16 protein-coding genes are annotated in these 22,625 nt (G+C 42.2%); 3 read left to right on the forward strand and 13 right to left on the reverse strand.

Going from position 1 to position 22,625, the window contains the following annotated elements; translation table 11 throughout:
- Positions 1 to 19: 19 nt before the first annotated feature.
- Positions 20 to 583 carry a DUF1415 domain-containing protein gene (locus DFP79_RS12765; RefSeq protein ID WP_133504324.1) on the reverse strand — a complete coding sequence of 188 codons (564 nt, stop codon included), beginning with the start codon at positions 581 to 583 and terminating at the stop codon, positions 20 to 22.
- Between the two features lie 193 nt (positions 584 to 776).
- Between DFP79_RS12765 and DFP79_RS12770 the strand changes: the two genes are divergently transcribed.
- Positions 777 to 1,985 (forward strand): DEAD/DEAH box helicase, encoded by a 1,209-nt coding sequence (locus DFP79_RS12770; protein ID WP_133504325.1) that lies wholly within the window; start codon positions 777 to 779, stop codon positions 1,983 to 1,985.
- Positions 1,986 to 2,111: 126 nt separating this feature from the next.
- On the opposite strand, the gene ribA is transcribed toward DFP79_RS12770, so the two are convergent.
- On the reverse strand, positions 2,112 to 2,732 hold the full coding sequence (gene ribA, locus DFP79_RS12775) for a GTP cyclohydrolase II (RefSeq protein WP_133504326.1): 621 nt from the start codon (positions 2,730 to 2,732) through the stop codon (positions 2,112 to 2,114).
- 124 nt (positions 2,733 to 2,856) lie between these two features.
- Positions 2,857 to 3,330 (reverse strand): Lrp/AsnC family transcriptional regulator, encoded by a 474-nt coding sequence (locus DFP79_RS12780; RefSeq protein ID WP_133504327.1) that lies wholly within the window; start codon positions 3,328 to 3,330, stop codon positions 2,857 to 2,859.
- Positions 3,331 to 3,514: 184 nt separating this feature from the next.
- Here DFP79_RS12780 and leuA point away from each other — a divergent pair, with 184 nt between their 5' ends.
- Complete coding sequence (leuA, locus tag DFP79_RS12785) at positions 3,515 to 5,188, forward strand: 2-isopropylmalate synthase (RefSeq protein WP_133504328.1); 1,674 nt, start codon at positions 3,515 to 3,517, stop codon at positions 5,186 to 5,188.
- A gap of 116 nt (positions 5,189 to 5,304) precedes the next feature.
- Here the strand turns inward: leuA and DFP79_RS12790 are convergent, their stop codons facing one another.
- The 9 genes from DFP79_RS12790 to DFP79_RS12830 all read right to left on the reverse strand — a co-directional run bounded on the left by DFP79_RS12790 (position 5,305) and on the right by DFP79_RS12830 (position 19,792).
- Positions 5,305 to 6,219 carry a GGDEF domain-containing response regulator gene (locus DFP79_RS12790; protein WP_133504329.1) on the reverse strand — a complete coding sequence of 305 codons (915 nt, stop codon included), beginning with the start codon at positions 6,217 to 6,219 and terminating at the stop codon, positions 5,305 to 5,307.
- Positions 6,216 to 10,616 (reverse strand): PAS domain S-box protein, encoded by a 4,401-nt coding sequence (locus tag DFP79_RS12795; RefSeq protein WP_133504330.1) that lies wholly within the window; start codon positions 10,614 to 10,616, stop codon positions 6,216 to 6,218. Before DFP79_RS12795 ends, DFP79_RS12790 begins: the two co-directional genes overlap by 4 nt.
- A 251-nt stretch (positions 10,617 to 10,867) precedes the next feature.
- A complete protein-coding gene (locus DFP79_RS12800) occupies positions 10,868 to 12,961 on the reverse strand; it encodes a coiled-coil domain-containing protein (RefSeq protein WP_133504331.1) in 2,094 nt (697 codons plus the stop codon).
- 108 nt (positions 12,962 to 13,069) lie between these two features.
- Complete coding sequence (gene pepN / locus DFP79_RS12805) at positions 13,070 to 15,706, reverse strand: aminopeptidase N (RefSeq protein ID WP_133504332.1); 2,637 nt, start codon at positions 15,704 to 15,706, stop codon at positions 13,070 to 13,072.
- Between the two features lie 4 nt (positions 15,707 to 15,710).
- Positions 15,711 to 16,544: a DUF2797 domain-containing protein gene (locus DFP79_RS12810; RefSeq protein WP_133504333.1), complete on the reverse strand. Its 834-nt coding sequence runs from the start codon at positions 16,542 to 16,544 to the stop codon at positions 15,711 to 15,713.
- Complete coding sequence (locus DFP79_RS12815; protein ID WP_133504334.1) at positions 16,537 to 16,836, reverse strand: YeaC family protein; 300 nt, start codon at positions 16,834 to 16,836, stop codon at positions 16,537 to 16,539. Before DFP79_RS12815 ends, DFP79_RS12810 begins: the two co-directional genes overlap by 8 nt.
- Before the next feature lie 78 nt (positions 16,837 to 16,914).
- Positions 16,915 to 17,781 carry a rhomboid family intramembrane serine protease gene (locus tag DFP79_RS12820; protein WP_133504335.1) on the reverse strand — a complete coding sequence of 289 codons (867 nt, stop codon included), beginning with the start codon at positions 17,779 to 17,781 and terminating at the stop codon, positions 16,915 to 16,917.
- A 32-nt stretch (positions 17,782 to 17,813) separates the two neighbouring features.
- A complete protein-coding gene (locus tag DFP79_RS12825; RefSeq protein ID WP_133504336.1) occupies positions 17,814 to 18,695 on the reverse strand; it encodes an NAD(+) kinase in 882 nt (293 codons plus the stop codon).
- A 140-nt stretch (positions 18,696 to 18,835) separates the two neighbouring features.
- The gene (locus DFP79_RS12830) at positions 18,836 to 19,792 is read right to left on the reverse strand and encodes a cysteine desulfhydrase (protein WP_133504337.1); all 957 of its coding nucleotides are present in this window, start codon (positions 19,790 to 19,792) and stop codon (positions 18,836 to 18,838) included.
- 318 nt (positions 19,793 to 20,110) lie between these two features.
- On the opposite strand from DFP79_RS12830, the gene DFP79_RS12835 reads away from it, so the two are divergent.
- Complete coding sequence (locus DFP79_RS12835; RefSeq protein WP_133504338.1) at positions 20,111 to 20,848, forward strand: fused MFS/spermidine synthase; 738 nt, start codon at positions 20,111 to 20,113, stop codon at positions 20,846 to 20,848.
- A 63-nt stretch (positions 20,849 to 20,911) separates the two neighbouring features.
- Here DFP79_RS12835 and pgm read toward each other — a convergent pair whose 3' ends face one another.
- Positions 20,912 to 22,549, reverse strand: coding sequence for a phosphoglucomutase (alpha-D-glucose-1,6-bisphosphate-dependent) (gene pgm / locus DFP79_RS12840; protein ID WP_133504339.1), 1,638 nt, complete (start codon positions 22,547 to 22,549; stop codon positions 20,912 to 20,914).
- Positions 22,550 to 22,625 lie beyond the last annotated feature (76 nt).

Genomic DNA, 22,625 nt, shown 5'->3' on the forward strand with positions numbered 1-22,625 from the left:
ACTCAGAAAATCACTATAATCAAGGAAGGTCTTTTAATTCCATACAAGTTTTCATCAACTGCTCCAACTCGCCCTCACCCATACTCTCCATAAGTTCGATATTTCTACCGGGTATTTTAGAGGTGTCACCATAGAACTCAATTGCTTTTTCTACGCTTTGTTCTCGCAGAATGTGCAGCATAGGATAAGGAGATCGATTCGTATAGTTTGAAACATCTTCTGATTCAGTACCAGAAAAACAATAATTTGGATGAAAAGTGGCCAATTGATAGACTCCCTCACAACCTTGTTGATACATCAACTCTTCTGCAAGCTCCACAAAATCCAAATATCGACTAAAGTCTGTAAAACACGTTGGAAATATAACTAATGTTGTTTCCGTGTCTGGGTTCTGATCCAGCCATGCGATTTCACCCATAAGTTCTTGCAGGGCGACCTCGTTCTTTTTTGTACGGACAACAACCGACCTGATCGATTGCTTTTCCAACTCTCTCTTTGCGAAAGGACAAACGGACAAGCCAACTATAAATTCCTTAACCCAATTATCCGTTTGAGAAATCACTACTTCATCTGTTAATTGCATAAAGCCACTCACGATATTTTTTTGAAGTGTAATCCATGCTTTGAAAGAGGTCTAATTTTTCATTTTCTATTTGCAACGTAAGTCCTCACGGAATGCGACTTAAAATTTAAATCGTGCTTAGACCGTAAAATCAAATTTACGCTGTCTAACATGTTATAATGGCCGTAATTTTTCATTACACCCGAGTACCCCAATGTCCTTTGCAGACTTAGATTTAGACTTAACCATCGAACATGCCATTTCTGATATGGGATTAACGTCTCCTACACCTATTCAAGTTCAAGCTATTCCCGCTGCGTTAGATGCTCAAGACATCCTTGCTAGCGCACCTACTGGGACAGGCAAAACAATCGCATTTGCAGCGCCGATTATCCAACATATCCTAGACCGAAACGAAGAATCCACATTGGCACCAAAAGCGCTGGTATTGGCGCCTAGCCGAGAGCTGGCAAGACAAACCTTCCAAGTCTTTGAAAAACTGCTTACTCATACTCGAATTCAACTGCAACTTATTGTGGGTGGTACTCCGTATGGCAACCAACAAAAGCAGCTTAGCGAACCATGCGACATCTTAGTTGCAACACCGGGTCGACTCATTGAATTGGATCAAAAAGGCTGGCTAGATCTGTCCGATGTATCGATGTTTATCATTGATGAGGCTGATAAGATGCTTGATATGGGGTTTATAGATCCCGTAACAAGCATCGCAAAAGAACTTCCAGAGCACCAAACACTGTTCTTCTCTGCCACCATAGAAGGTGAAAAAATGGGCAGATTTGCGTCTGCTCTTTTAAAAGAAGATGCTACGCAAATCCAACTTTCTGAATCCGTTCGCAGCGTTCCCGCACAAATTACCCAGCTTGCGCTTCGCGTTGACGACGAACCACACAAAGAAGCTCTCTTAAAACATATCTTAGGAAAAGAAGAAACTAATCAAGTTGCGGTATTTCTTTCCAATAAAGAACACGTCGATCTATGGGTTCAGAAAATAAGAAAATGGGGGTTCCGCTGCGATGGGCTTCACGGAGACATGAAACAAGGTGATCGAAACGATCATTTGAAACAAATGAAAAAAGGACGACTTCAAGTTTTAGTGGCGACGGATGTTGCCTCACGAGGACTCGACCTCCCTGAAATAAACACCGTCGTAAACGTCAGGCTACCACGCAAAGCCGACGCGTACGTTCACCGAGCAGGTAGAGCGTCCCGAGAAGGTAAGCCAGGAAAGTGCTACTCATTAATCGATATTAATGATCTGCCTATGATGGAAAAAATTCAGCGCTATATGCAGGTCGCTGTTAAGTTTACGAAGATCGAAGGGCTTGAACCTAAAATGAAAGTTCGTTCTCCGAGCAGCAAACCAAAGAAAAAGAAATCATCAGGCTCTAAAGCAAAAAAATAAATAATCCTTAAAAACAATAAATTAGACAAAATAAAAGCGCCAATTGGCGCTTTTATTTTGTCTAGCGTAGAGCAACAAGCTCGCTCACTTCAATATGAAGATATCAAACTCGCCATGCAATGTTGACTATTCGAAGCCGTCGCCGTCTAAATCTAACGTATGACTTTTTCGCTTAGCCTTGGTTTCGAGATACTGGCGATTGTGCTGATTTACATGCACTTTTGTCGGCAATAGATCGACAACATCAATACCATTATCTTTTAACTGTTGTGCTTTATCGGGGTTATTTGTAAGTAACCTCACTTTATTTACGCCAAGAGATTTAAGCATCTCGGCGGCAATACCAAAGTCTCTCCCATCATCTGGCAAATGAAGCATCTCATTCGCTTCATAAGTATCATAACCCTTGTCTTGAAGTGCGTACGCTTCAAGCTTGGCATACAAACCAATACCCCGCCCTTCTTGCCTAAGATAAAGGATATAACCCCCCTCTTCGTTAATTCTGTCGATCGCTTCGTCTAATTGCTCACCACAATCACATCGACCAGAACCAAAAACATCGCCCGTTAGACACTCTGAATGCAGACGAACCAGAGGAATATCATTCTTGTTTTCTGAGGTACCGGTAAAACCAATACCAATGTGCTCCTTGCCGGATACGTCGCCTTCAAAAGATATGAACTCCGCCATAACCTCTCCCGCTCGCATCGGGATGACTACGCGACGCTTGACCGTCAATTGATTCATCGTTTACTGCTCTCTAACAAACTTTTTAATGGATGCATTATTAGGGCTTTCTTACTTTTTTCAACCAATAATCACGTATTGCATGAACAAATAATAAGAAGAGCACTCTATTCCTTTATTATTACTAGATTAAATGATCTAACGGCAAAGACGTTCTATCGACGACCCGTCTTAATAAAAAGCTGGAATGCACGCCTGTAACGCCTTCAATTCGCGTAATTTTACCTAACAAAAATTTCTGAAATTCATCCATGTCTTCTACAACTACTTCTAATACGTAATCTGCACTTTGACCCGTTACTAGGCAGCAAGATTTCACCTCAGAATACGAATCCACCAGTCGCTCAAATACTTCGAAGCGGTCTGGCGTATGACGATCCATACTAATTTGAATAAATGCAGTGAGCTTAAGCCCCAGCTTTTTTTCATCCAGCAAAGTCACACTTTTACGAATGATTCCTGACTCTTCCAGTGATTTAACTCTTCGTAAACAAGGCGACGGAGACAATCCAACTTTGTCAGCCAACTCCTGATTGGTCAAGCTAGAATCTTGCTGGATTTGGTGCAATATCTGAATATCAATTCTATCTAATTTCATATTAAAAACAAATAATAGCCAACTTAAGGCAAAACATAGCAATAAAATGCCAAAAATACGAATATTTTTTAAAATTTCGCAATCATATACCATAAAAGTTGGGTTACTATATATTTGCTGAAACAAGCAACCAAATTTGATTACACCTTGGGCTACCCCCAAGAAACATGACAAGGACAATACAATGACGTCTTTTGACCATACTAAATACCGCCCTTTTCAACCAGTAGCGATTTCAGATCGCACCTGGCCTGATCAAGAAATCACGCAAGCACCAAAGTGGTGTAGTGTGGACCTTCGTGATGGCAACCAAGCTCTGGTTGAGCCAATGACAGTAGAACAAAAGAAACAATTTTTTGCCCTTCTTGTTGATGTAGGCTTTAAAGAAATTGAAGTTGGCTTCCCTGCTGCATCGCAATTGGATTTCGATTTCGTACGCTGGTTGATTGAAGAAAACCAAGTGCCAGATGACGTCTCTATCCAAGTACTAACCCAAGCTCGTCCAGAACTTATTGAGCGTACATACGAATCTTTAAAGGGCGCAAAAAAGGCCGTTGTCCACGTTTACAACTCCACATCTAAAACGCAGCGTGAACAAGTATTCCGTCTTGATAAAGATGGCATCAAAAACATCGCGGTAAACGGTGCAAAGTGTGTATTAGAGCACGCCAAGAAAAACCCAGAAACAGAATGGGTCTTCCAGTATTCACCTGAAAGTTTTACAGGTACAGAGACAGATTATGCTGTCGAGGTATGCAATGCGGTCATTGACGTATGGCAACCTACCCCAGAACACAAGTGCATTATTAACTTACCAGCCACTGTGGAAGTTACAACACCAAACCGTTTTGCAGACCAAATTGAGTACTTTTGCAGAAACGTTATTAAACGTGACTCCATCGAGGTAAGCCTTCACACTCATAATGATAGAGGTTGTGGTGTTGCAGCGGCCGAGCTAGGAATAATGGCAGGAGCAGACCGAATCGAAGGCACACTTTTAGGTAACGGCGAACGTACAGGGAATATGGATGTTGTGACCATGGCTATGAACATGTACAGCCAAGGTGTTGATCCAAAGTTAGCGCTAGGCGACATGGATCGCATCGTTAGTGTCGTACAAGCCTGTACTCAATTGCCGGTACACCCTCGCCACCCTTATGCTGGTGAACTTGTTTTCACCGCGTTTTCTGGGTCACACCAAGATGCCATCAAAAAATGCTTGGCATTCCAGAAAGAAGACCAACCTTGGGATGTTGCCTACCTTCCGATTGACCCTACCGACGTTGGCCGTTCGTATCAGGAAGTTATCCGCGTAAACAGCCAATCTGGAAAAGGCGGTATGGCTTATACGTTAGAACAAGAATACGGTTTGGCACTACCTCGCTGGTTGCAGGTAGAATTCAGCCCAATTGTACAAAAATTTGCCGAAGAAGACGGCGGCGTTATTGATGCCGAAGCAATGAAAAATTTGTTTGAGTCCAACTTCTTAACCGGTAAGTCTCCGTACGCATTGGGACGCTACGAATTAAGTAAAGCGGAAAACGACACTGTCCATGCTGAACTTTTGTCAAACAACGAAACGATTCAGGTAAGTGGCCAAGGCAATGGCGCATTATCTGCGTTTGGCGAGGCTTTAGGGAAATACTTCAATTTGAAAATTGATATTGTTCAATACCAAGAACACGCCCTAACTGTCGGCAGTGACGCTCAAGCAATCGCATATGTTCAAACAAATATCGATGGAGAGCGCTTCAATGGAGCTGCAATAGACAGCGACATTGTTTCAGCCTCTATTCAAGCTTTGCTAGCAACACTAAACCAAAAAGTGATTGCTGCAGAACAGGCAAACGTAGCATAACTACCTAGCCAGACTTTGAGAGGCGGCATAACTGCCTCTCTTTATAGCCGAGCACCACCCCGCTCGGCTTTTTTCGTTTTAGTCACCTTAATTTAACTAACAGGTTGGAAAGGCAGCTAACCATGCACGATTCGATCACGCCCTCCTTGCTTAGCTTGATAAAGCAAGTCATCCGCCGCTTTCATTAATTCGTGCTTGGTAACATAACGGTCATCCAATGAAACAAGCCCTGCACTGAATGTGATATTGAATTGATCACCGTTATACGACAGAGGCTGATTTGATAAAACCATTCTGTATCTTTCACACGCCTGTACCGCTTGCTCTAATGTAGTTGACGGCAAACATATCGCGAACTCTTCACCACCGATACGCGCTAAAATATCACCTTTTCTCGCACCACCCTGTAAACGAGACGCTACACTACTCAAGACTAAGTCTCCAGCATCATGCCCATAAGAATCGTTCACACGTTTAAAATGATCGATGTCTAAAATGGCAATACTCAAAGGAATTCCATAATGTTTCGCTTTTTCTATCTGCTCGTCTAAGGCGCTCTCAAAACAGCGACGGTTGGCTAATCCTGTAAGAAAATCCGTTGTCGCAAGCGCTTCAAGTCGTTTATTTGCCCTCAAAAGTTCAGCTCTCATCTCAGAGATTCTCGCCATAGCAAGCACTTTTGCGGCAAGAACCTTCGGTTTTACGGGTTTACTCAGGTAATCATCCGCCCCCGCCAATATACCTGACTCAATATCCTCATCTACTGTTGAGCCACTCAAGAAGATAATAGGGATCCAGGACAGATCGGAAGTCGCTTGGAATTCACGAATGTGTTTCACCGCATCAACACCGGACATATTTGGCATATTCAGATCTAGGATGATCAAATCAATGTCTTGATGATTTTCTTCATACGCCTGTATCATCTTTGAGCCGTCATCCGCTTCAATCACCGAATGATTCATCTTTTCCAAATACAGTTTTAGAATAAGCCTATCTGTTAGGGTGTCCTCAGCAATCAACACTTTCATTCAATCACTCCTTTTGCTTTGAAAGCCGTAATAGCCGCTTCGTACTCCCTTTTCAAATCAGATACAACAGGTTGAATATTTTCTATCGATCCGTCTCGCGATAACGCTTCATATTCTTTAGACTTTGCCTCTAAGTTTTTCGCTCCAACATTCGCACTAATCGATTTAAAACTATGGGCCGCTTTATAGAGGACATCGTTATCGTTACTGTGAATGACAGCCTCTGAGTCTAGCCCCTGAAAAATATTCTCTGCATCTGCTATAAATGCATCAATGAGAATACTCACATCACCACCTAATGCCTCTTTTAGCCCTTCTATTACCGTAAGATCAATCACTTCGTTGAGATCGCTTTCTCCATCACTACCAACTTTACTTTCAGATTGGGGAGATTCAACGCGCTCGATGAAACGTTCGTTTAATCCAAGCGATTGATCAATCACAACGACAAGATCTTTACGCTGAAATGGTTTAGATATTAAACCATTACCACCGGCTCTTTTGACATCCAATAGTCGCTTCGATTGCGCATCCGCAGTGAGTGCATAAATTGGAACACATTCGTTCGTTTGCAGCTCTTCATATCGAATCCTGCGCATCGCCTCAAAGCCATCCAATACTGGCATATGAAGATCCATTAAAATCAAACTTGGCTTATGCTCTTTCCATTGTTCTATTGCTTCTTGCCCATTCGAGGCCTCGATAACCTCGACCCCAAATGTCAATAACATGCCTCTTACAACGGCCATATTTGCAAGCATATCTTCCGCTACGAGCACTTTACCGGAATATTTCCTGCCTGTTTTATGGTCATTCTTTAACACTTGAGCTTTAATATCGTGATCTGTTATGAGCACTTGCTCATTTTCATAGGCTTTATTTAACCCTGCGATTAGATCAAATCCGCTCATGGGTTTAGAAATACATGCATTTACATTCGCATTGAGCAGCGCGTCTCTAGATATCTGACCAGCAGATGAAGCAATCAATATTATAGGCTGCTTATCCGCTGGTAATGTTGAACGGATGGCATTAGCCAACATTATTCCGTCGATAGAGGGCATAAGGTAATCAAGTACCAATATTTCGAAAGGTTGGGTAGATGCACTATCAATCACTCGGGTTAACGCGACGGAAGAGCTGGACTCCGTACAGACATCCAAATGGTTAAACAAAAGCTGCTTTTCCATTATTTTAAGATTGGTTTCGTTGTCATCGACCACCAGCACCTTTTTACCCTTCAAGGATTGAGTTGCGGTTTCTTTTTCCACGCTTTCAACCAATAGAGACTTTGGCAGCGCCATTGAAACTGAAAAGCGAGATCCTTTCCCCACCTCTGAATCTACTGAAATTTCTCCGTCCATAAGGTTGGTTAATTGTAGAGTGATGGCGAGGCCCAACCCTGTTCCACCATACTGACGCGTGGTTGAACTGTCTGCTTGCGTGAACGCTCGAAATAAACTTTCTTGACGCTTCTTTTCTATACCTATTCCGGTATCTTTCACACACAATGTAAGATCAACATCACCAGATGGCAGAGGTGTGCCTGAGACTTGTATAACGACCTCCCCTTGATGCGTAAATTTAATCGCATTACTTACCAAGTTAGTCACTATTTGCTTAATCCGGTGAACATCACCAATAAGCATTCGAGGGCAGCTTTGCTCAAACTCGACTAATAGTTCGATCCCTTTATCTTCTGCTTTTACGATAAGCAGGTGCGCAATATCAAAAATGGCTTTTTCTAAGTTGAAGTCGATGCTCTCTAACATCAAGTGCCCAGCCTCAATTTTAGAAAAATCTAGGATTTCATCTATCAGCTCCAGCAACCCTTCGCCAGAATCTCGAATCACATCCAGCTGAGTCTGTTGTTCCGGAGACAATTTAGAATGAGACATTAGTTCTGCCATACCCAACACACCATTCAACGGCGTACGTATCTCGTGACTCATAGTCGCAAGGAAATCACTTTTTGCATTGCTGGTAAGCTCTGCTTGTTCTTTGGCTTTTTGCAATACAAGCTCAGTTTCTTTTCGAGTTGTAATATCAAGATTAGCGCCAATAAGCTGAGAGAGTCTCCCTTGATCGTTATAAATCATTTTGGCATTAACTTTTATATAACGAACCTGACCATCAGGCCGGACTATGCGATAATCGCTGTCTAAAAGCTCACTTTGAGCCGCTGCCAACGTCTCTATTTCGCTAAGCAGATTTTCATAGTCTTCAGGAAATACAAAAGATTTCCATTTATCGAATGTTTCATCTACGTCTTTTTCTTCGAAGCCAAATATACGATACATCCAATCGTCTATTTCCAGTTGGTTTGTCGTTACATCCCAACTCCACGTGCCAATTCCAGCAGAATCTGCCGCCATACTTAGCCGTGATTGGCCTTTGAATATTTCTGCTTCTGCTCTTAACTTTTCTGTAACATCGCGCAAATGAAGAATAAAACCTACCGCATCCCCCTCTTTGTCTCGCAATATTGATCCCATACTGTCTAGCACAAGTTCCGAGCCATCAAACATTTGATACGTCGCTTGGCTCGACTGTAAAAGTGGCATGTCATCACTTAATTCGTCGGGGATTTCAAATAGCATGTTATCTGAATCTGCATACAGAGCCTGTAATGGCGTACCAATGAGATACTCTTCCGTTGCTCCGTACAGTTGGCAAAACGCGGGATTAACCATTTGTATAAGACAACGATTATCAGCGACCACTACGGCCTCAGGCGCGTCAACAAAAAGCGATTTAAAAAGTTGAATTTGGTCAAACAATTGTCGTTCAAATTGCACCTGATCAGAGCAGTCCTGAAAAGAAAACACCGCTCCCAAATAAGTGCCTAATTCATCTTTCATAACCGCCAAACTGAAACTGATCGCGATCGGTTTATCGTTTTTGGTTTTCAAATACACTCGACGATCTGATGTATTTCTCCGTTCCATTAAGGTCGTTGAAATAACACACGGATCAAACTCATTTCCTCTTTTATCGACTGAATAAAAATAACGCATGAACGGTTGACCCGTTAATTCATCCTGTGAGTATGAAACAAGCTTTTGTGCCGCATGATTCACAAAGGATATCTTTCCGTTCGTATCGATTCCTATAATCCCATCGTGAGCGGACTCAAAAATCGATCTTTGTTTCGCTTCAACTTCGCGCAACGTCTGGTGACTAAGCTCTCTTGTAATTTCATTGCCAACCCAAGTTCCGAAAAGCTGAATCAGTTCATACTCATCTTCTTGAAACGGTGTTGAACGTCTTTCAGGACCACTGAAATTAATCGTCCCCCATGACTGCCCGTTGACCACAACCTGAACACCTATATAGGACTCAAGCTGAAATGTTAAATAGCAAGGGTGTTCCTTTATCTCGCTCTCACCCACGTTATGGAAGGCAGTTGGACAACTGTTTTCTAAAGTGTGAATACAATACGAATCACCTAATGGGAATACGCTATCGTCCTCTAACTCACCATCTGGTGAGTAACAATGGCGAACAATATAATCTTGATCTTCTATTTGACTGATGATCCCGTAGGGTAAGCTGTATTGATCACACCCTAATTGAAGTATTTTTTGAAGCTTCTCTTTCAAAGATAAGCTGTAGTCAGATGTGATAAGGTGCAATTCTTTTAGTGAGTCCAACATTCGTCGTAACGATGTTTGGTCCTGCAAGCTAACAAAGTAACCCGTTAATTCACCTTGCTCTAACCGAGAGGCGTAATAGGCATGCACGAATTTTATCGAATCATCGGAAATGGGTTTTATTTTGAGCAACTCATCGACTGAACCTTCATGCTTTACTCTTTCCAATAGGGGCTGGACAGCATCAAAGTTGTGAGTAACAACATCTGGAACTCTTAAGCCCTCCCATTCATTCTTATTTAGCCCCATGGCCTTCTGATATGAATGGTTCATAAATTCATACTGTAGATTGGTATCGTAATACGCAACAGATAACGGGAGGCTATTCATCATCTGCGTCATATTATTTAATTTTTTTCTGTGTAACTTCGCTTCGTTCAACGCATGGTGATCTTCTAGAATTTTTGTACAAATAAGACAAACAGACTTCAGTTGATCAAGCCCCCCTTCTTCCCAGAACAAGGCGCCATATACAGTGGTATCTCGCTCTAATAGAATGGCATTATCGAGTTCTCGAAAAGATTCCATATGAACAGTATTAGCGTTTAGTCCGAACTTAATTTCGAATTCAGAAATCGTTTTTGCGCTGAAATACGCACCGTCATAACAAATCACGTGTAATTCTTGTGAACCAGATACGTCACAAGGCGGAACTAGGAGCGCTTGAAAGACCTCAAACCTTGGATCCGAATCATCCATTTCGAATAAAGTCACGCCTTTAAGGTTATTATTCTTAGAATCCAATGTAACTCCTTAGCACTAACAGACAAAAACACCACATATAAATCTAAGACTAATTGCTAATAACCCGTTGCTCAAATTTAATTTTCAGAACACATACAAAAAACCGCTGATCCACCGAAAGTGGCCAGCGGTTAACAGAATTAAAGCCTTTAAGTTCAAAAAATGCGCTCAATAGGAGTATATTTGCGCTGTCGCTTAGTCATTTTCTGAAATTAGAGCTCTAGAATGACAAGCGTATACACAAAACTTAATTACGTTTTAGGACGACCTAATTTCCCGACAAGGAAACCGCCTCCAAGCGCAGCTAGAATTGCGATTCCCCAGAGCCCATATTTTTCAAATAAATTGTTATTTTGGAGCTGAAGAGAGTTCTCACCTTTATAAACTGGACGCTTAATTATCTCATCTTGGTAGTTCATCTGTTGTGTAATGACTAAATTCACCGTCGCTTTTGGAATTTCAGCCAACCCACCTAGACGCCACCTAAATTTAACCACGCCTTCTTCCACTACAGACTCCGCTTCGCGTGCGCTAAGCATGTCAATAGCGCTGTCAACATACAGTTCGGCCAAATAAGTCTGACCTAATACTGGGTTTTCAATATCAGCTGAGACCAACACTTCAAATACATCATTTACAATCGCTTTTTCTGGGATGGTCCAAGAAACATCTGACACTTGCGATTTTAGTTGAGTCTGAAGAGAAAGAACGGCCCCTTCAAAAGGTATAAGGTTATTAACTTGAGCCTCTAAAGCCAATTTTTCTTGGGAATTCTGTTCTGCTACGACTTCTAACGCTTCCAAATCATCACGCAGTTTTTGCTTATCGGAACGCAAATCAGCCAATACATTCGACAACTGTTTCTGCTTTTCATCATTTTCTACAAGCATTCTTTCAAGCGCTCGAAGTTCAGCCGTTAAGAGTCGATTTTCCTGCTCAGCGGTTTTAATCTGCTTCTCAAGCGTTCGCCATTTTTGCTCTAACGATTCATAAGCTCCACCTTCTTGCTGCAACGTATTTTCAAGAGCAAAAACTTGGTTTTGATAATCCGATATTATTCGGTTTTGAGCCGTTAATTCAGACTCTAGTCTAACTATTTTCGCATTGAGCGCCGCCGAGTCACTCACGTTTCTAGCGTCATCAGTCGGTGCTTTTGCAACGGTTCCGTTGTTTATGATGTCGGTATTTTGAACTCGCGTACCGTCAACGTTTGCTTGTGCAACACTCTCACCTTCAGTACCGTCAACGTCTGATTTCTCAGACTTGGCAACTTGAGTTTCAGCACGTTGACCATCCGCTGTTTGCACTACCGGAGACGAAACATTGACGACCTTTACGCTCGATCGAGACAGCTGCGCATTCTCATCCTCTAAACTGGATATAACATCTCCCTGAACGCGAATTTTATCCCAGAGAATCTGATGTTGAGCGCGCGCTTCTGAAAGTGCACCTCCCAATCTCAAGTTCTCATTATTTAAGCGCTGAATGTTTTGACGGTCAGATTTATTTTGTTTTGCTAGAGCATCACGCTCACCTTTTAGGTCTGCGTATTGCAACTGGAGATCACGATAATCTTTGCTTAACATTAAATGAGCAGAATCCAGTGTTCTGAAACTGTCATTCAACGCCATAAATTCATTTTTAGAGACCGTTTCGACGTGGGGCCCGTTAGGAACCTCTTCAGCGACAGCAACCTCTGAGTTTTCTTGTTTCTGGACTTGCGCGATCTCTTCCTGAGACGGGGAAGCAATCGAAAGCACGTCTAATTCCTGTCTAGCGCTTGCGAGTTCTGACGACAATTGAGCATTTTCTTTGGATAAGTCTAAAAGCTCATTTCTCAGTTCGTCGTTTTCAATTTTCAAGCTCGCGTAGCTATTTTCAAGCTCATCACGTTGGGCACGCGTTCGCTTAAGCTCATCTAAGCTTTCCACTGAGTTGTCTGTAGACTGAGAAATAGCAAGAATCTGTCGATCTTTTTCATCAAGCTGAACATGCAACTGAGATATCGTTTCGTTATTTTGAACAATCTTCGATTCTAGTAGCGCTATTTTAGATTCTCTATTTTGCAGCTTACTCTCAAGATCAGCGATTCGTTGTTTAGCTTGATTAAGCTCGTCTTGATTCGAGGTTTCAGATACTACAGTTTGACGCGATTCTGGGTCACGCGTTGGTTCACTCGCAGCATCCTTACTACGGGTAGACAATTCCTGTTCAGAAGATAAAACTGGAACTGCATTTAAATCCGTTTGAGTCAATTGTGATTCGCCTTCCTTACTTGTGGTACTACAAGCAGACAAGAGCACGCCAAGTGCGACTGGCGCTAACGCTGCATAACGATTCTTCATAACAACTCCAAACAACCCTCGATTAGACAAGCATTTACTCACTTATGCCAGATTTCAAACATAAAAGCAAAAAAGCCGCTTCTTAGTTAGAAGCGGCTTTATATCTACTTACCCATTGAGGCTTTTAGTAATAACCTCATAGACATCTTTTGAGAGATCTTCTTTTTGAATTCTCTCTAACTCTAATTTCATTAAGTCACCCAACGACGATTTGTATTTCTTCCATCGTGTCAAGGGTGTACAAATACGAGAAGCAAGCTGCGGATTACGTTTATTAAGATAAATGATCTGATCCGCTAGGTAGCGATAACCACTACCGTCTTCCTTATGGAAGACTTGAACACTCCTTCCCATACCTCCTAAGACTGCCCGCACTTTATTTGGGTTTTTAATATCAAATGCAGGGTGGGACATAAGCTCTTCAACGCGTTTCAGACCGTCGACATTTTCTTGACTTGCAGAAAGCGTAAGCCATTTATTAACAACCAGAGATTCATGAAGCCACTGGTCATAAAAAGTAGCAAGCATAACGTCTGCTTTTTCGACCCCAGCCTCAACCGCGATAGAAAGCGCTGCGTATTGATCCGTCATATTGTCGGAGTTTGAAAACTGCTCATTCAAAGACTCTAATGCTGTGACATCATCACTTTCTACCCAATAGTGTAAGGCGATATTTTTTAAAGCACGCTTCGCGATCTGAATGGCATTGGGTTCGTAAACCGTCGACTCAACATTGTTCATATACGTCGCTGAGAACTCTTCTTTTAACGCGTTGGCAATCACTTTAGTCAAATGTGTCAAAGCGCTATGAATCGCGTGCGGATCTATTTCTTTTTCCAATTCAGAAAGATAGGCTTGACTAGGCAGTTCTAAAATCAGAGCGACCATTGCAGGGTCAAGCTCTTCATTTAACAGCAACGACTTGAACCCTTTAACAAGGTCAGATTGATCCGCAAGCGGCTCGCCATTTTTTATTTGATGAATGAGCGATTTAAGCTCGCGAACGGCGAGCTGCTGAGCTGCATTCCATCGATTAAACCCATCCGAATCGCTGGACATTAACAATAAGAGCTCTTCCGTTGAATAAGCATATTCATATTTCACCGGAGCAGAAAAGCCTCTTAGAATCGACGGAACAGGCTCGCTATCAACACCAGAGAATTCGAAAGTAGCCTCTTCCGATTTAAGATGTAATACGTGCTCCTGAGCCGTTTCGCCGCTATAAGTTGATTCAAGCTCATTGCCGTCTTTCGAGATAAGGCCGAGCTTAATTGGAATATGTAAAGGCAATTTAGATTCTTGCCCTGGCGTTGGCGGAGTCGTTTGTTTAACAACTAACTTAAGCGTTTTGTCCGTTACAGAATACTTTGACTCAAAAAGAAGCTCTGGCGTTCCGGCTTGCGAATACCAACGCTTAAATTGGGATAAATCCACACCGCTAGCATCTTCCATTGCCGCTACGAAATCATCGCACGTTACTGCTTGCCCGTCATGACGATCGAAATAAAGATCTGAGCCTTTTCTAAACGCCTGCTCTCCCAATAGCGTATAAATCATCCTTACAATTTCGGACCCTTTTTCATAAACCGTTAGAGTATAGAAGTTAGATATCTCGATAAAGGATTCTGGGCGAACAGGGTGTGCCATCGGTCCAGCATCTTCCGCGAACTGAGCCGTCCGAAGAAACGACACATCCTCAACGCGTTTCACGGTTTCTGAATGCATATCAGACGAAAACGTCTGGTCTCTAAAAACGGTGAAGCCTTCTTTTAGACTCAATTGAAACCAATCCCGGCAGGTTACGCGATTACCAGACCAATTATGGAAGTATTCGTGGGCAACAATCGCTTCAATTCGCAAATAAGCATCGTCAGTTGTCGTTTCAGGGCTGGCTAGCAAACACGATGAATTAAAGATATTTAAACCTTTATTCTCCATTGCTCCCATATTGAAATCATCAACTGCAACAACCATAAAAATATCAAGGTCGTATTCGCGACCATACACATCCTCGTCCCACTTCATAGAGCGCTTTAGTGCGCCCATAGCATAATCGACTTTTTCTAAGTTATGGTGTTCTGTAAAAATGCGAAGCGTCACAACACGCCCGCTTTTTGTTTTGAAAACGTCGTCCTGAACCGCTAGATTCCCCGCCACTAACGCAAACAAATACGCCGGTTTTTTAAAGGGGTCATGCCACGTCACCACCGTTTTACCGTCTTCGGTTTTACCACGCTCTACTTCATTGCCGTTTGAGAGCATAACTGGGTATTTCTCTTCATCACCTATAATCGTTGTGGTGAATACAGACATCACATCTGGACGATCTAAATAGTATGTAATGTGACGAAAGCCTTCCGCCTCACATTGCGTGCAGAACATCGAAGAAGAACGATATAAGCCTTCCAAGCGAGTATTATTCTGAGGCTCTACTAACGTTTCGCACGTAAGAACAAATTCATTCGGTGCAGAAAAAATTTCCAAGCTTTGATTTGTTATCTGATATTCGTCGGCGCTTAATGAAACATTATCAATCGCCACACCAATAAGCTTCATCTCATCGCCACCATCTAACACTAGCGACGCAACCTTGTCGCTAGAAAGCGCATTTCTTCTCATATGCAGTCGAGAAGTAACAAGGACATTGGCTTCTTCTAGTTCAAACGTCAATTCAGTCTTATCAATTAAAAAATCAGGAACTGTGTAGTCCTTGAGATAAATGGCGGATGGCGAACTGTCTTTCATTAAATCACTCCTGAATCGCTAACTTAGCTTCGTAGCCTGTGTACTTTCTAATATTTATTACGCCCGTATCCAATATCCAATACTGACCTTTTATGCCCATCAAAGTACCCTCTACTAAAGGAGTCTTCTCAGCGTTAATGCTAGTAATTTTTGTAGGATACTCAAGTACAGGGTAGTGAAACTCATGTGTCTCATTTTTATCTGAAAGGTCTTCTATTGCCTCAATACCGAACTCCGTCTGGAGAGAATCTAGCCCTTCATAGACCAGCTCAATCAAGCGCTCTTGCTCTCGGTACATGTCAAACTCAATGTCTAGCCCTTTTAGCATATTTCGCCAATTCGTTTTATCAGCGACCACCTCTTTAAATAAGGTTTCTACCAAACCTGACAGTCTACGATTAGCAACATGAAATATCGGACGTGCTTGAGTCGCTCCTTGATCCAACCAGCGTGTAGGCAGCTGGTCTCCTCTCGTGATTCCTACTTTTAGTGCAGACGAGTTTGCAAGGTACACGTAATGCCCTTGCATACAATGAACTTCAGCCCACTCGGGTTCTCGGCAAGTTCCTTTGTGGAAATGGCATTTCTCGGGACTCATGATGCAAGAATCACATGCCGCAAGTTTTTTAAAACACGGAAAACAAAAACCCTGACTGAAGGATTTTTTACTGGTTTTACCACAGTGAATACAATGAATAGCACCTGAGAACGAAAGAGATACTTTTTTTCCAATGTGGTCGTTTAACGGCACAAGGTTTTCGCCAATACGCATTTTATAAGCAACGTTTTTTACACCTTCAACCGTTGCTTGCATTTTTCGCAGATCACCACTAATCATTGCTTTCTGCGTTTCCTTTATGCTGATCTGTATTCGATACCCACTTGACCGTTTCGTGCGTTATCGTGTCTTTTTTACTTTCACATCCTTTGTGTACTTCTCTATCTATAAAGCCAACTCTTTGCTCTTCTGGCTTATTTGAATAGTCATAAGTAATAATTGCTTGAAGACAAAGCTCCTTTTGTTCATCCGTGAGCTTAATTCCATTAGGCCATTTACCCAGTTCAACAGCCTGCTTCAAACTTCCATAAACCTCTGGAGACATATTGTCGATCATGTCTTTAAAATTCATCACATATTACCGTTATTAAATGCATAGAAAATCGAGTAATTAGCTAAAAGTGCTGTCATCGCTCGCGCAAAACACCGCTTAGACGTTACTTAAACGTTTGCTAATCACCCCATAAAGAAAACCTAGAACCAAACCAAGCAACAACCCAACGATATGAGCCGTATTCGCAATTGCACCAAGCCCTACACTTTCAGTGAGCGGAGTAAACCCGATTCCAAGCCAAACCATGAAAAACACAAACAGCCTTTTACTCACTATTTGTGGCGTATTTTTTAAGATATAAGGCAGAAGCCATGCCACGCCGATCAGGCCATATACTAAGCCAGAAAGCCCACCAAAATAGACGGTGTTAGACAATAAGTATTGTAATACATTAGCGCCGATCGAAATTACTAAAGCACCTATCAGCCATGTTACGCTGCCAATGAGTCGCTCAAGCTTCCTGCCGATGTCCCAAACCCACAACCCATTAAACACCAGATGTAGGATACTAAAATGAAGAAAGGTTGGTGTGATCAAACGCCACACTTCGCCAGATTCAAGAACACGCAAGAGAGGTAAGCTAAACAGTTGACCTGATTGAGAGAAAATAGGCGATATTAAAAACCATTTTACGGCCTCTGAGTTATCTCCTAACTGCGTTAAGAAGCAGACTGCCAATGTACATAACAAAAATAAGCAAGAAACGGGCGTTTCAATGACAAGCGTTTTGATACTTTGCCGACTGTTTGTGGGACGATTTACCGTAACTTGCGTTAATGCTAATGCATCTTGCTTCCAGATCGTTACCAGTTCAAGCGTTGCCTGTACGTATTTGGGGTCGGTAACCCAAAGTTCGTCTCCGCTGGTTTTAGTAACGACCTGATGACCAATCTTCACCCTCCACAACGCTTTCGTAAGCTCGGATGGATCTTCATTAGTCTCAAAGGTGTAAACGAGATACATTTAAACTGAGCTCCAGAGAAGGGAGAAATATTCTAATTAGTATAACCCGTTTGCCAACCGAGTTTATTTCTACAAACATCATAGAAATCATGGTTTTTGGGGTGTATTAGGCGAATGGCCCCTTCTTTTCGGGTAATGTGAATTTCATCGCCAGGAGCCGCAGTAATATTAAGCTGACCATCACAGCTTACACTTGGGTAAGTCAGGTTCGATTCACACACCACAATTCGGATCTTTGCATTTGCATCAATGACTATCGGCCTGTTACTTAACGTATGCGGGTGCATTGGAACAAGAACAAGCGCATCTAACTTCGGTAAAATTATTGGACCACCAGCGGAAAGTGCATAGGCAGTTGATCCAGTCGGCGTCGCTACGATTAATCCATCTGACTTTTGGTTCATAACGAACTGATCATCAATAAACAGATCAAAACGAATCATTCTTGCAGACTTACCCGGATGAAGAACCAAATCATTTAACGCAACTCCTTCCCCACTCGGGCGATTTTGACGCTTAATTTTTGCTTCTATCATAAAACGTTTTTCTTCTAGATATTCACCCGCAAAGATAGGATCCAACTCTTCACTAAAGTTAGTTGGTGAAATATCGGTAAGAAAACCAAGAGTTCCTCTGTTTACTCCGATAACAGGAACATCAAAGCCGCATATTGCCCTGGCTGCTCCTAAAAAGGAGCCGTCACCACCGATAACCATCACCAAATCGCATTTATTACCAAGCTCTTTTAACAGTGATATATCAACTTTAACGCCGGGCATCATTGTCGCAAGATCGCTCTCAAGGACGGGCGCAATCTGCTTCTCTTCTAAGTAATCCATTAGACGCTTAACAGTGTCTAGGATTTGCGGCTTGTCTAACCGGGCAATAATACCAACACGCCTAAAAAGACTCATGTGTTATCTCTTCTACAGTTATTCAATAAACGAGCAATAGTTTATTACACTGTTCTTATTATGTTTTCTATATAACTTTGCTCAGTTGTGTTGCAACGCACTTTACCATGAACCTGAAAAAGGTACTATCTTATGAAACTTTACATTGTAATGGGCTCATCTACATTAGGGTATGGATTGAGTGTACCTTTAATACCTCTCCAGCCTTGCAGCCCTCCCGTGTGAACAATAAGAGAGCGCTGATAATCCCAACAATTGTGCTTTATTTTCAGCCATATTCTGTAGGCCATCTTTCCTGTGTAGACTGGATCCAACCGCAACGTAGGGTTTAGAAAATACAATTCTTTTAAAAAGTCAGCCACTTCTAAAGGCAGCTTACCAAACCGACCAAATTCCTTAGAATGCCAAAATGACATTTTCGACAATGGATCCGCATGTTTCATATGAGTGAACTCTCCAGCCATTTTATGCCACAAGACCTCAACTTCATGCTCGATATCTTCAGCACCTTTCAAGGCATTAAATACTTGTAGAGATTCGACCGCATTAGAACACGCCAACCCAAGCGATGTTGTACCCGTTCCACTTGAAACGCACCATGTATCATATTTCTTATTTATAATATGAGATATTTGGTCAGCCCAATCACAACATCCAAGCACCCCCAGTGTGCCACCACCACCTTCCCCAATCCAGTATACATCGGAGTAAAGCTTATCCACCTCACTCTTGATTTCAGAACGAAGCCCTAACCTATAATCATCTCGCTGCGAAGGAAACAATATTGCTCCGTCGGACACACAGTCTCGAAGCGTTGAGGTTAGAGTCGAATGCAACTCTCCTCTTATGATCACCAACGGTAAAAAACCTGCCTTAATTGCCGATTTAGTAAACGCGTGCACATGATTAGAATATGGCCCACCAAATGTAGCAACATAACGAGCATTTTTCTCTTTCGCCGCTTTGATATGATAACGTAGTTTGTGAAACTTATTCCCGGGAGCAATCTCACTCTCGAGATCACCACGGTAAATATCAAGTTGATACAGCAAGCGCTGCTTCTCACTCATGCCGGGAAGAATAATTTTTTGAATCAAAAATGTTCCTATGGTCTGTTGAAACAGCCTTCATGGTAATAACACCTACACCCTCATTAGAAAGCAATAAAAGAGAGTAATCGCTACACACGGGGTAGCAAATTTTATTATACTACGTGCCTCAAAATTTCTAGACAAAACATAACGTATTTAACGATATGTTAAACCAACTTATCCAAACAACCTTAAACGGATTAAGTCGATTCACTTAGAGAAATTCTGGCTCAAATTATATAGAAGCAAAGCTCCTGAATGATAAAAAACATCATCATAGGCTTGCTATTTTCATCGCCCTACACACCAAAATTGGAACAATACATGTCCGTTCTCTTTAAAGATTCAGATCATTTTGGCGAAATCAGCGTATTTGACGACGGTAAATATCGCGTCCTTTCTTTTGCTAAAGGCGACGAGCAAAGCCGCATGCAGATTGCAGCCCCACATATATTACAACATGAATACACTCAAGCAATGATGATCTCCCTACTGTTCACTCCTCAACCTAAACGAATATGTCTCCTTGGGTTGGGAGGAGGCTCACTGCTTAATGCGCTTTATCATGCAGTCCCCAAGATAAACATAACAGCAATAGAGTTAAGAGAGAAAGTCATAGACGCGGCCAACCGCTTTTTCAAACTCCCCATGGGCAAGCGCGTTGAAATTATTAATGCCGATGCAGAGGAATTCCTCACTGAACATAAATTTCGTAAATTTGATATATTATTCACCGATATTTATCATAAAGAAGGCATTGATGCTAAAGCACTGACTCATGCATTCGTTTTATCGAGCGCAAAAGCCATTAAAGAAAAAGGCACTCTTGTCATTAACTGTTGGGATGACCAAATAGACAATCAAGAATTGGTTCAAGATTTAAAAAATGAATTCCAACAAATTGTCGGAATTGATACAGGATCGGGAAATTGGATTATCGTCGCAACAAACAGCAGCGTTGAGCTCAACAACAAGCAAACGAAATTCGAAGCCAACAAACTGTCTAACAAACTGGAAATCCCACTTTCTAAATGGGCCTCCCGAATAAAACACATCAAATAATATAAAGACCCCACCTAGATGAACCAATAAATCAAGCCATCCAAGTGGGGCTAGCAAAGTTAATTACGCCAAGACAGTAGCGACCAATGATTTAGCCTCTTCTTCCAGATCCGCTAAATGCGCTTCAGACACAAAGCTCTCTAGATAAATTTTATAAATATTTTCTGTGCCGGAAGGGCGAGCAGCAAACCAACCATTTTCAGTTACCACCTTCAAACCTCCGATCGAAGCTCCGTTCCCAGGAGCGTGAGTCAAGATATCGCAAATTGGCTCCCCAGCCAGTTCGGTTTGAGTCACATCATCTTTATTCAACTTCGCGAGAATAGACTTTTGTTCGGGTGTTGAAGGCACATCAATGCGTCGATAATATGGCTGCCCATATTTTTCAACTTGCTCGTCAAACAGAGTCGCGGGATCTTTACCCGTTTTAGCCATAATCTCCGCAGCAAGCAACGCTAAAATAAAGCCATCTTTATCGGTAGACCAAACACCACCATCTTTTCTCAAGAATGACGCGCCTGCACTCTCCTCCCCCCCAAACAGCAAAGATCCATTAAACAAGCCATCAACATACCATTTGAAGCCAACAGGAACCTCACAGAGACCGCGACCTAAACCCTTAACAACTCTATCTATCATGCCACTCGACACTAACGTCTTGCCAAAAACAGCATCCTGAGACCAACTTTCACGATATTGAGCCAAATACTCTATCGCAACACCCAAATAAGCATTCGGATTCATCAGGCCCCGCCCTTTACAGACAATTCCGTGCCGGTCGTAATCTGGATCATTCCCCACCGCGATATCAAAATCGTCCTGCAGCTCCAACAAGTTCGCCATAGCATAAGGAGAAGAACAATCCATTCGGATTTTTCCGTCTTTATCTAATGGCATAAACCCAAACGCAGGATCAACCCTATCATTTACAACCGTCAGGTTAAGGCCGTATTTTTCCGCTATCGGTTTCCAATACGCGATACCTGAGCCACCCATAGGGTCGACGCCGATCTTAATATTCGCATTTGCAATCGCCTGCATATCAATCACATTTTCCAAATCTGAAACATAGTGATCAATATAATTAAAATCCGTAACTAACCCCGACACTTTTGCTTGCTCTAAAGGCATCCGACGAACCTCATCTAGGCCTGTCAGCAACAACTCATTCGCTCGCAACGCAATCCAATTAGTAATCTCAGTATCAGCTGGCCCTCCTTTTGGAGAGTTGTATTTTATCCCTCCGTCTTCCGGCGGGTTATGCGATGGAGTAATAACCACACCATCCGCCAGAATGTCGCTGGACGCATTGTGAGTCAAAATCGCATGTGAAATAACCGGCGTTGGAGTAAAGCCATCCCCTTCCTGCACCATCACGGAGATACCATTTGCCGCAAACACTTCCAGAGCAGTACCAAAAGCACACTCAGACAGAGCGTGAGTGTCTTTACCTAAAAAAAGCGGACCTTGATAACCTTGCTGCTTTCTATATTCGGCAATTGCCTGACAAACAGCCAAAATATGGTTTTCATTAAAGCTTGTTTTCATTGCTGTGCCACGATGCCCTGAAGTGCCAAAACTAACCTTTTGTTCTGGTACAGACACATCAGGCTTAAGCTGATAATACGAAGAAACAAGTTTAGGAATGTTTACAAGAGATTCGTGAGACACAAGCTTTCCAGCTTGAGGGTGAATTGCCATATTAGAAGCCTCGCTAATTTATTGATTATACAATAGTCCCTTAAAAAGGTTTCTATTTCAATTCACTAACAAAACT

It is taken from the genome of Marinomonas balearica (assembly GCF_004362145.1).
GTDB classification, from domain to species: domain Bacteria; phylum Pseudomonadota; class Gammaproteobacteria; order Pseudomonadales; family Marinomonadaceae; genus Marinomonas; species Marinomonas balearica.